Below are 11,323 nucleotides of genomic sequence, written 5' to 3'. Positions count from 1 at the left end.
TTTTCTTTAGAAAATATATTACCATATGAATGGTTGATTTACACTTTATTCTAATCTTTTCCCGAGCGCTCTCGCCAGCTTGTCACTCGTTAATTCATTGTATTCAAATGAAATGCTGTACCCAACAAACATGCCATATAAAATATATAGGCAAAATGTCGTCACAATGGTGCTTTGCTTTAAATCCTGAACATGCTTGACATCAGGAAAAATAGGATTAAATACATAAAATACAAGCACCCATAATATGGCTCCATAAATTAAACCCATCCAGAAACCTTTTATCCTTTTTAAAAGGGCGTAATAAATAAAAGCCGCTCCAATGGATAAAATGCCTAATATCATGAGGCTGATAAATGTCCCCAGTCCGCCTTTTTTCCACTCTCCGAGCACAAAAGGCTGCAAAAGCATATTCGGACTCACTTCTGAAAAATGAAACATATGGGTCAAAAACCCAATAAACCCCCAAAAAACACCGCCGAAAACGCCTGTAGCAGCTACTCTTCCAAGCATAAAAGTGGTTTGGGTCGGCTGATTTTTCTCTTCTTTGTTTTTCTTTTCATCACGTTTCATACGAACACCTCCAACAAGTAGTATGCCCAAAATGTAATGAAAAAAAGGATTTCAAGTCGTGTGTGTAAAATTTTTATATAAGGGTATACTGGCTAAAAAGAGGTAGATAGAATTCTAGTAGATAATCGACCTGTGTGCTAGTGATTTCGATTAAATTCCTGTACAATAAAAGTATACGGAATTGCAAGTAAATTACAGGAAACGTAGGTTGATGAAATATGTCCAATCAAACAAAACCTCCAGCATATGGAGGACAGGCAGTTGTCGAGGGTGTCATGTTTGGAGGTAAAAAGAACTATGTGACAGCAATTCGGCGTAAGGATCAGTCCATTGAGTTTCTAAAACTTCCTAGGAACTCCAATCAACAGACCGCCTTTCTCAAGAAAATCCCTTTTGTCAGGGGTGTCGCCGCACTTGTGGAAGCAAGTGCAAATGGCAGTAAGCATTTACATTTCTCCAGCGAGCGCTATGATTTAGACCCTTCTGAAGATCATACTCTTGAAAAAGAACAAAAAGGCTCAAAATTGTCGATGATCTTCGGCATTGCTGTAATCGGAGTTCTTTCTCTTGTCTTTAGCAAATTCGTCTTTACACTTGTACCTGTCTTTTTAGCTGAGCTTGTGCGACCGATCTTTTCAGGAAATTTCGCGCAAATCGCAGTAGAGACATTCTTTAAATTGGTGTTGTTATTAAGCTATATTTATTTTATTTCCATGACTCCTTTAATTAAAAGGGTATTTCAGTATCATGGGGCAGAACATAAAGTCATAAACTGCTATGAACAGGGTCTTGACATCACAGTGAAAAATGTCCAAAGTCAATCTCGGCTTCATTATCGCTGTGGCAGTAGCTTTATTCTATTCACTGTCATTGTCGGGATGTTCGTCTATTTACTCGTACCGACAGATCCTTTATGGGTGAGAGTTCTGAACCGCTTGGCACTCATTCCGGTTGTACTTGGAATTTCCTTTGAAGTTCTACAACTCACGAACAAGCTTCGAGAAGTGCCAGTGTTAAAAGTGCTTGGCTACCCTGGCCTTTGGTTGCAATTGCTTACAACAAAGGAACCATCTAGTGACCAAATCGAGGTAGCCATTGCAAGCTTCAATGAATTGCTTCGTTTAGAGGAAGCGTCAGAGAAGCAAGCGTCAGAGAAGCTCATCAAGTGATCTAACTTATAAATCCGGTAAATTCCTTCGGAGGTGGACAGTTATGAATCGCCGAGCACATCCTGCTTTTACCATTATTTTTGCTTTAGGTATTTTGGGTTTTGTGTATTTACTCACAACAAACCCTGGCAGGCTTTTTACGATGCTGCTATCAGTTGTGATTGTTGGAGCGGTTTTGTTTTTCCTATTTAAATGGCTGATGAATCGAAGCAAAGGGACAGAAGGCAATCTATACCGTAAGGCAGTCAAACAATCGAAACGTCGCTACCAGCAGCCTAAGCCGAAAACGAAAAACCAGATGAAAAATCGGGTCACCCATTTGCGAAGCGTGCCGACTGACCACAAGGCAAAGCCCGTCCTTCTCAAAAAGAAAAGCCAAACACATTTGACTGTGATTGAAGGCAAGAAAAATAAAAAGAAAAATCGAGCTTTATTTTAAAATGTCCAGCTCTTTAAAAATTGCTCGGCTTTCTGTCTACCTAGATTGACGAGCGCCCTTTTCTTTTCAGTCATCAGTTGAAAATCAGTGGCAATGACGTGTTCTACAGGAATGAAAATAATATGACGTTCGTGTTTTGTGGCAATGTGTCTTGCGTCATGAGCACCACGCATCGTTTCAAAAAGAGCGCCAAACAGTTCAAACGCATTGCGGATGGAGTGTTGAGGGCGTTCTTTTTCATTTGGCGTTAAAGTGACGCCTACCACAGGTCTTTTTTTCTCTTCAGCAAATAACCAAATAGGAAAATTACTAAGAACTCCCCCATCAACAATGGTACATATTCCTTTTGAGGACTTCAGTTTTACAGGTTCAAAAAAATAAGGAAGGCTGCAGCTCATGCGGATTGCCCGAGCAACGGAAAAATGATCTGGATTTAAGCCATATGAGGGAAGATCGTCAGGTAATACGAGGATTTTTCCATTTGTTAAGTCAGAAGCAACGATTTTTAAAGAATCCTTTTTGAGATCCCCAAACACAGTCACCCCTTTTCGTTTTAGAACTTCTGTGAGCCATTTTTCTAGCTGGTCCCCTTTGTAAAGACCGAGACGCCAATAAATGGACACCCATCTGATCACTTTAAAAGGGATGAAACGGCACCTGCGATCGAGCAATTGATGCTCATTCATTTCATCTAAGAGCTCCCCTATTTCCTGACTTGTAAAACCTGCTGCGATGAGCGAGGCAATGATGGCTCCTGCACTTGTACCGGCAAGTCGAACAAATTGAAAACCTCTCGCCTCAAGTGCTTCATAAGCCCCAGCAAGCGCTGCACCTTTAATGCCTCCACCTGAGAAAACACCGTCAATCTTCATCAAAGGAGCCCCCCTTTTCATGGTCACACTATTAATAGTGTAGGAGCTTTCTCCTTCAGTTAGAACTTTATTCAAAAAAGGACACTCCGTTGATGAGTGTCCTTATCTTAAGATTCTTGATTCGTTTGTTCATTTTTCTTTTGAATCGCTTTTAGCTGGACGGAACGCTCTTCATTTTCTTCAAAGAATTGAACGAGATCCCCAATGCGGTCAATGCTATTCCAGCTTAGATGATGCTCAATGCCTTCTACATCATCATAAATTTTCTCTTCATCTACACCAATGATTCTTAAAAATTGCTCTAGCAGTTCATGTCTGTATACGAGACGTTTTCCAATCTTTTTGCCTTTAGGGGTTAAAATGAGACCACGGTATTTCTCATAAATGAGGTATTCATCTTTATCTAGCTTCTGAACCATTTTTGTTACAGAGGAGGGATGGACAGTGAGTGCTTCTGCAATATCAGATACTCTTGCATATCCTTTTTCTTCTATCAGCATATAAATTTGTTCAATATAATCTTCCATACTAGGTGTCGTCATAAAACCCCTCCAAAATGCACCTTTACTTAATAATCATAACAATTCTACACCATTGCCAATTAAAAAACAAGAACTGCAAGTTGGCTTAGCGCTTGTAATTCCAATCATCCGAGGCATATTTTGTTTTGGCAAGATGGTGGACAAAAGCTAATTCTTCATCTGTCAGCTCATATGGCACAAGCTCAATGTTGAGTCCTTTTTCAAAGCCTCGTTTAAATGCAACACGTGCATCATCTATTGTACATGTTTTGTCGGAGATTTCATTAATAGCGACGGCTTTATTTTTAAAGCTGCGTTGCATGCGTTCTCTCACCCGATCATTTGGGTAAATAAACAAATCGAACAATTTCTCCTCATCTAAGTCAATTAAGATTGAGCCGTGCTGCAAGATCACCCCTTTTTGTCTCGTTTGAGCACTGCCTGCTACCTTTCTGCCCTCTACAACAAGCTCATACCAAGATGGGGCATCAAAGCACACAGAAGATCTTGGATTTTTTAAGCTTTCCTTTTCTTTTTCTGTACGAGGAATGGCAAAATACGCATCGAGTCCCAGTTCTTTAAAGCCCTCTAATATTCCTTCTGAAATCACACGGTACGCCTCTGTAACTGTCGCTGGCATCTCCGGGTGCTCTTCAGACACAATCACACTGTAGGTCAACTCCTGATCATGAAGAACACCTCGCCCTCCTGTTGGTCTGCGGACAAAACCTAAGCCATATCTTTGGACAGCTTCCATGTTAATTTCTTTTTCAACATGTTGAAAGTACCCGATAGACAATGTCGCCGGATTCCAACCATAAAAACGGATGACAGGCGGGATGAGCTTCTCGCTGTGCCAATAAAGCAGGGCTTCGTCCATCGCCATGTTAAAGGCAGGATCTTGATTTCCTGTATCAATGAAACACCATTTCTCTTTTTGCATATAAAAATCCCTTCTCTTTTTACATAGTCAATATTAGATGATGCTAGCCACCACCAGCTTTCTCTCACCATCAGTCTATCAAATAGGGAAGGAATTGAAAATAATTCTTACCATTTATGATGACAAGTTTCTTTTGCTTTACTATAATAGTATTTGTCTAAAACGTACCATCGGACAGTTCACCCTGTGCTGATGTTCAAGAAGGAGTCGAGCCGTATTGCCAATATTTAATTATATCGTCCTCTCACTTTGTGGACTTTTTATTCTTTATTCAATCGGTAATTACATTTATCAGCAACGTATAATGAAAACGTTGACGGAAGAAGAATTTATTAAAGGTTACCGCAAAGCACAACTCATTGACGTGAGAGAGCCAAATGAGTTTGAAGGCGGACATATTTTAGGGGCAAGAAACATCCCGCTTTCACAAATGAAGCAACGGAAAAATGAAATACGTCCTGACAAGCCTGTTTATCTTTATTGTCAAAATCATTTGAGAAGCGGAAAAGCAGCTCAAATTTTACGCAAAAACGGCTGTCGTGAGATTTATAATTTAAAAGGCGGCTTTAAAAAATGGGGCGGCCGCATTAAAACGAAGAACTAGCAAAAAGACTCTGGGGCTGGGGGCTATTGCGCCCCCCCCTCCTTGAGTCTTATTTTATTTTCTTTCAAAAACAAGTACCGGATGCCGCGCAGCCTTTGTTTCGTCCATTCGTTTGACAACTGTTGTATGCGGTGCTTCCTGAACCACTTCTGGATTCTCTTCTGCTTCTTTTGCAATTTGAATCATCGCTTCAATGAAGGCATCTAGTGTTTCTTTTGATTCTGTTTCAGTTGGTTCAATCATGATACATTCCTCTACATTGAGCGGGAAGTAGATCGTTGGCGGATGATAGCCAAAATCAAGTAAACGTTTGGCAATATCAAGCGTCCGAACGCCTAATTTCTTCTGACGTTTACCTGAAAGGACAAATTCATGCTTACAATGACGATCAAATGGCAAATCATAATGAGCACATAAACGGCGCATCATATAGTTCGCATTTAACACAGCATGATCTGTTACAGCCTTCAGTCCATCAGGACCCATAGAGCGAATGTACGCATATGCCCTGACGTTAATGCCAAAGTTGCCATAGAACGGCTTCACCCGTCCAATTGATTCTGGACAATTGTAATCAAATAGAAAACGCCCTTCCTTCTTCACAAGCACTGGCTTTGGCAAGTAAGGAATCAAGTCCTTTTTCACTCCGACTGGACCTGATCCAGGACCTCCGCCTCCGTGGGGACCTGTAAAGGTTTTATGAAGGTTTAAGTGAACGACATCAAATCCCATATCCCCCGGTCTTGCGCGGCTTAAAACAGCATTTAAGTTGGCACCGTCATAGTAAAGCTTTCCGCCCGCTCCATGTACAATTTCTGCCATTTCTAATATATTTTCTTCGAATAATCCAAGCGTATTGGGGTTTGTGAGCATAAGAGCTGCTGTTTCATCATTGACAACGCGCTTTAAATCCTCTAAATCAACGAGACCATTTTCATCAGATGCGACTGTAATCGTCTCAAATCCAGCCACTGTAGCAGATGCAGGATTCGTTCCATGAGCAGAATCAGGAACAATGACTTTTGTCCGTTTATGATCACCTCGTGCTTCGTGGTATGCACGAATCATCATAAGCCCCGTCCATTCACCATGCGCTCCTGCAGCAGGCTGCAGCGTCACTGCATCCATCCCAGTAATTTCTTCAAGATGCTCACCAAGGTCATAGAGTAATTCTAATGCGCCTTGCACAGTGTCTGCATCTTGAAGTGGATGAATATGCGCAAAGCCGGCAAAGCGTGCGACTTTTTCGTTAATCTTTGGATTGTATTTCATCGTACAAGAGCCAAGAGGATAAAATCCGGAATCGACCCCGTGATTACGTCTTGAAAGTGCTGTGTAATGACGCATAATATCAAGTTCAGATACTTCAGGAAGCGCAGCATCCTCTTGACGGATATAGGTGTCATCAAACAAAGCTGGGAGCTCCTGCACAGGTACGTCTAGCTCAGGCAGACTATAACCAATTCTTCCTTCTTTGGACACTTCAAAAATAAGCGGCTGGTCTTGTTTACTCATGACGATCCCCCAATTCTTTGATGAACGTATCAATCTCTTCTTTTGTTCTTAGCTCTGTCACTGCAACAAGCATGTGCTGCTGAAACTCTGGATAGTCTAGACCTAAGTCATATCCTCCAATGATCCCTTTTTCAAGCAATCTTCTATTTGCTTCTTTCACAGGCTCTTTTAGCTTAATTACAAATTCATTAAAAATGGCTCCATCTACATCAGCCTGTAAGCCGTATTTTTGTGCCTGCGCTTTGGCATAATGGGCTTTTTGCACGTTTTGATACGCAATTTCTTTAATACCTGTTTTGCCAAGCGCCGTCATGGCAACAGAAGCTGCTAACGCATTTAATGCCTGATTGGAACAAATATTCGATGTCGCTTTATCTCTTCTAATGTGCTGTTCACGTGCTTGAAGTGTCAGCACAAATCCGCGAACACCATTTTCATCCTCTGTTTGCCCGACCAAACGGCCTGGGACTTTGCGCATTAATTTTTTAGTGACGGCGAAATAACCGCAATGAGGTCCGCCAAATGCAGCTGGAATCCCAAATGGCTGTGCATCACCGACGACAATATCTGCCCCAAGTTTTCCCGGAGGCGTCAGTAAACCAAGTGCAAGCGGATTACTCGATACGATGAATAAACTTTTTCCTTTATGCGCAATCGGTTCAATGTCTTTCAGTGGTTCTACCACACCGAAAAAGTTTGGATATTGCACAAGTACCGCCGCTGTATCCTCGCAAACAGCCTCTTCTAATGCGGCTAAGTCAGTCTGCCCTTTTACAGCAGGCACTTCGACCACGTCGATATGCTGCCCTTTTGCGTATGTTTTCAAAACAGCTCTTGATTCAGGATGAACGGTCTCAGAGACAACGATTTTTTTCTTTCTTGTATGTCCAGCCGCCAGCATTGCCGCTTCAGCTAATGCCGTTCCGCCATCATACATGGAGGAGTTGGCAAGATCCATTCCAGTGAGTTCGGCGATCATTGTTTGAAATTCAAAGATGGCCTGCAATTCACCTTGAGAAATCTCCGGCTGATACGGCGTATACGCTGTATAAAATTCAGAACGTGAGATCACATGATCCACTATGACGGGCTGATAATGATCATACACACCAGCGCCAAGAAAAGATGCATACGACACGGTATCCTTGTTCTTTGCAGCAAGACGAGATAACTCCCTCTCAAGTTCTGTCTCAGATGCTGCCTGTCTAATGTTGTATGATCCTTTAAATCTCACCTTTTCTGGGATATCTGAAAAAAGTTCGTCAATCGACTGGACGCCGATGACATCCAGCATTTCTTTTTGATCTTGCTCTGTTTGCGGCAAATACCTGTGCTTCATCCTCTATTCCCCCTCGTTATTCGGCTCTTTTATAAAATGGTGTTGCGACGATTTTTGCTTTCAAACGCTTTTTACGAATTTGCACTTCAACTTCTTTCCCAAGCTGAGCAAAGGACGTTTGAATCAAGGCAAGTCCTACATTTTTCTTTAAGGTTGGAGATTGTGTGCCCGTTGTCACAAAACCAATTTGTTCGTCTCCTGAAAAGACCGGATAGTCTGTCCGCGGAATTCCTTTATCTATCATTTCGATCCCGACAAGCTTTCGCTTCGTTCCCTCTTCTTTTTGCTTTTTGAGCACGTCTTTCCCGATAAAATCTGTTTCTTTATTTATTTTCACAGCAAAACCAATCCCGCCTTCTAAAGGAGAAATATCCTTTGTCAACTCCTGACCATAAAGAGGCAGCTTCGCTTCAAATCTTAAGGTGTCACGTGCACCGAGCCCGCACGGTATTAACCCTTTAGGATGGCCCGCTTCTAATAAAGCCGACCAAATGTGAACTGCATCTTCTGACTGGCAGTAGATTTCAAAGCCGTCTTCTCCTGTGTAGCCAGTTCTTGAGACAAGCACTTTTTTGTTAGCAACTGTCGCTTGTAATTGAAACGTAAATGGTTTCAATGATGTCACACTATCATCTGAAACTTCCTTAATGATGTCAGCAGCAAGAGGTCCCTGCAATGCTAACAAGGCGATTTGATCAGAGACGTTTTGAATAGACACGTCACTTTCATTCTGGTGTTTCAACAACCAGTCAACATCTTTTTCAATATTTGATGCATTAATAACAAGCAAATAGTTGTTTTTTTCTTTTTGATAGACGAGCAGGTCATCCACCGTCCCGCCATTTTCATAACACATAGCTGTATACAGTGCCTTGCCGTCTGTCAGTTTAGACAAATCATTGGTTAATAATCTTTGTAAAAAGTGAAAAGCATCATTGCCTTTTACTTCAACCTCTCCCATGTGAGAGACATCAAAAAGCCCTGCTTTTGTTCTGACAGCTTCATGTTCTTCTTTAATGGAAGAAAATTGGACAGGTAATTCCCAGCCCCCGAAGTCAATGGTCTTTGCGCCAAACATTTCATACACATGAAAAAGCGGTGTTCGTTTCAACATCAATCGTTTCCCCCTTTTTTCTTACAGTGCGAAACACAAGCTGAATTTTCAGAAAAATTACAGCAAAAAAGGACAGAGGGCTCCCTTTTATCAAAAAGAAGTCTCTGTCCTTGCACCTGAAAGTTTACAGCACAGCATCATTGTGCGTTTTCCCCTTTGGTGGTTTGCTAAAGCAATGAGCAAACACTCTCCAGAGTTGCGTCCGGTAAGAGTACTTTTGCCTGAGAGATTCACTGAACCATTTCAGCTTGCTCCTTCGGCGCCTGCCAGTGCTGAATAACCGCCAAGTCTCTCCCCATACCATCATCCGCTCATATTCTTCATATTTATTGGACATACTATCAAAATGAGTGACTGATTTTCTAGATCACTTAACAACATCCTACCATTAGAAACGGATAGAGAGCAATATAAAAATCATTAACATTTTTAAAATAATTATTCACTATCGTTCGCTTTTATCGTTATATGCAGACTTTTAAAGTCCTCTTAAAAAATGAAGCGTTTAAAAACAGAACAATTTCTTCAGTACTTGATAGAAAGGCAGGCATTTACATTGAATATTCAAACGATTTTTGACCAAGAATGGACAAATGAATTTCAACATCGTCTTGCAAATGACGGTCCCTGGGCGAACTGGGACATGTATCGGTTGGCTGCGCAAGTTCAAAAAATCACTGCGATTGACTCGTTCGAGGGCTTGCAGGCACCGGCACATCTGCCCGCCTTCACCCCTTTACAGCACCAGCTTGAAGTAGCTAGAAGAGTTGTAGAAGAAATGAACGGAAAAGCCATTTTAGCAGATGAAGTTGGGCTTGGAAAAACGATTGAAGCAGGACTAATTATAAAAGAATATATGATTCGAGGGCTTGCCAAGAAAATTCTCATTCTCGTACCCGCTTCTCTTGTTTCTCAATGGGTACAAGAGCTTCGGACGAAATTTTATATTGATGCTGTCGAACAGAAAAAAAGCTATGTCTGGGAGCAATGTGACGTCGTTGTTTCTTCGCTTGATACAGCGAAAAGAGAGCCGCATCGCAATACGATTTTATCAATCGCCTACGATATGGTCGTTATCGATGAAGCACATAAGTTGAAAAACAACAAAACGAAAAATTATGAGTTTGTGAGAAATTTAAACAAGAAATTCTGCCTTCTGCTGACAGCCACGCCAATTCATAATCGAATTGGAGAAATTTTTAATCTTGTATCCCTTCTGAAGCCTGGTCATCTAGGAAATGAACACCAATTTAAAGATGTATTTGCAAAAAAAGACTTGCAGCTTGAAGACCATGACCGGTTAAAACAGCTAGTCAACAAAGTCATGATTCGAAATCGCCGGCAAGACACTGGGATTGAGTGGTCAAAACGCCACGTAAAGACGATCTCTATCGATTTTTCTCCGACAGAACAAGCTTTATACGATGAAATCTGTCGTCTAAAAGAAAATCCATCTTATACAAAGCACATGTTCTCCATCATGACATTAGAACGAGAATGTTGTTCAAGCCGTGAAGCGGTATACATGACGATCAAAAAAATGCAGGAACAGGGGAAACACATTCTCGGTTCTTTAGCCATCGAGCGAATTATGGAGAAAATCAACCAAGTCGAGCAAAACTCAAAGGCACTAGAAGTGGTAAAACTCATTCAGCAGCTTAACGAGAAGGTCATTATCTTTACTGAATACCGCGCTACACAAATTTATTTACAATGGTTTCTGCAACAAAATGGGATCAGCTCTGTTCCTTTTAGAGGTGGTTTTAAACGGAGTAAGAAAGACTGGATGAAAGATTTATTTAGAGAGCGTGCTCAAGTATTAATTGCGACAGAAGCAGGCGGTGAGGGAATCAACCTTCAGTTTTGTAACCAGATCATCAATTATGATCTCCCATGGAACCCTATGCGCTTAGAACAGCGAATTGGGCGTATCCACCGCCTTGGGCAAAAGCGAGATGTCCACATTTATAATATGGCAACGAATGGAACAGTCGAGGAGCATATTTTGAAGCTTCTTTATGAAAAAATCCAACTATTTGAAAACGTCATTGGAGATTTAGACGATATTTTAACACGTATTGATATTAAAGAGGCAGAAACGGAACTTCATCACATTTTATATCAACCCCAATCTGACGGGGACATGAAAAAGAAATTAAGCCAATTTGCTTCCTACTTATCAAAAGTACAAACCCCGCTTTTGGAAAAAAGACAACAAGGCTCATAAAGGAGAG

General features: G+C 41.3%; 11 protein-coding genes and 1 riboswitch. Of the genes, 4 read left to right on the top strand and 7 right to left on the bottom strand.

The genetic code is table 11. The annotated features are described in order from the left end of the window. Nucleotides 1–45: 45 nt before the first annotated feature. Nucleotides 46–573, bottom strand: a complete 528-nt coding sequence (locus tag ABVJ71_RS01430) for a YqhR family membrane protein (protein ID WP_353855268.1) — start codon at nt 571–573, stop codon at nt 46–48. 218 nt (nt 574–791) lie between these two features. On the opposite strand from ABVJ71_RS01430, the gene ABVJ71_RS01425 reads away from it, so the two are divergent. Continuing rightward, a complete protein-coding gene (locus tag ABVJ71_RS01425) occupies nt 792–1,742 on the top strand; it encodes a DUF1385 domain-containing protein (protein WP_353855267.1) in 951 nt (316 codons plus the stop codon). A 43-nt stretch (nt 1,743–1,785) separates the two neighbouring features. Further along, on the top strand, nt 1,786–2,181 hold the full coding sequence (locus ABVJ71_RS01420) for an SA1362 family protein (protein WP_353855266.1): 396 nt from the start codon (nt 1,786–1,788) through the stop codon (nt 2,179–2,181). On the opposite strand, the gene ABVJ71_RS01415 is transcribed toward ABVJ71_RS01420, so the two are convergent. The 3 genes from ABVJ71_RS01415 to ABVJ71_RS01405 form a co-directional block, all read right to left on the bottom strand. Next, nucleotides 2,178–3,053 carry a patatin-like phospholipase family protein gene (locus ABVJ71_RS01415; protein WP_353855265.1) on the bottom strand — a complete coding sequence of 292 codons (876 nt, stop codon included), beginning with the start codon at nt 3,051–3,053 and terminating at the stop codon, nt 2,178–2,180. The genes ABVJ71_RS01420 and ABVJ71_RS01415 overlap by 4 nt on opposite strands. Nucleotides 3,054–3,160: 107 nt before the next feature. Further along, entirely contained in the window at nt 3,161–3,595 is a 435-nt protein-coding gene (mntR, locus tag ABVJ71_RS01410) for a transcriptional regulator MntR (protein WP_353855264.1), read from the bottom strand. Nucleotides 3,596–3,680: 85 nt separating this feature from the next. Continuing rightward, on the bottom strand, nt 3,681–4,517 hold the full coding sequence (locus tag ABVJ71_RS01405) for a biotin/lipoate A/B protein ligase family protein (RefSeq protein ID WP_353855263.1): 837 nt from the start codon (nt 4,515–4,517) through the stop codon (nt 3,681–3,683). Between the two features lie 223 nt (nt 4,518–4,740). Here ABVJ71_RS01405 and ABVJ71_RS01400 point away from each other — a divergent pair, with 223 nt between their 5' ends. Then, nucleotides 4,741–5,121, top strand: coding sequence for a rhodanese-like domain-containing protein (locus tag ABVJ71_RS01400; protein WP_353856509.1), 381 nt, complete (start codon nt 4,741–4,743; stop codon nt 5,119–5,121). 54 nt (nt 5,122–5,175) lie between these two features. Here the strand turns inward: ABVJ71_RS01400 and gcvPB are convergent, their stop codons facing one another. From gcvPB to gcvT, 3 genes are read right to left on the bottom strand one after another with little or no spacing between them, the layout of a single operon-like run. Further along, on the bottom strand, nt 5,176–6,636 hold the full coding sequence (gene gcvPB / locus ABVJ71_RS01395) for an aminomethyl-transferring glycine dehydrogenase subunit GcvPB (RefSeq protein ID WP_353855262.1): 1,461 nt from the start codon (nt 6,634–6,636) through the stop codon (nt 5,176–5,178). Continuing rightward, on the bottom strand, nt 6,629–7,975 hold the full coding sequence (gene gcvPA / locus ABVJ71_RS01390; protein ID WP_353855261.1) for an aminomethyl-transferring glycine dehydrogenase subunit GcvPA: 1,347 nt from the start codon (nt 7,973–7,975) through the stop codon (nt 6,629–6,631). The genes gcvPB and gcvPA overlap by 8 nt, the downstream gene beginning before the upstream one ends. A 16-nt stretch (nt 7,976–7,991) precedes the next feature. Continuing rightward, entirely contained in the window at nt 7,992–9,089 is a 1,098-nt protein-coding gene (gene gcvT / locus ABVJ71_RS01385; protein ID WP_353855260.1) for a glycine cleavage system aminomethyltransferase GcvT, read from the bottom strand. A 199-nt stretch (nt 9,090–9,288) separates the two neighbouring features. Beyond that, nucleotides 9,289–9,396, bottom strand: a riboswitch (glycine riboswitch). Between the two features lie 249 nt (nt 9,397–9,645). Here gcvT and ABVJ71_RS01380 point away from each other — a divergent pair. Next, on the top strand, nt 9,646–11,316 hold the full coding sequence (locus tag ABVJ71_RS01380) for an SNF2-related protein (RefSeq protein WP_353856508.1): 1,671 nt from the start codon (nt 9,646–9,648) through the stop codon (nt 11,314–11,316). Nucleotides 11,317–11,323 lie beyond the last annotated feature (7 nt).

The sequence above is a fragment of the Bacillus sp. Bos-x628 genome (genome assembly GCF_040500475.1).
Taxonomy (GTDB): domain Bacteria; phylum Bacillota; class Bacilli; order Bacillales; family Bacillaceae; genus Bacillus; species Bacillus maqinnsis.
The sequence above is the reverse complement of the archived record's forward strand: the minus strand, read 5'-3'. Positions and strand labels throughout refer to the sequence as shown.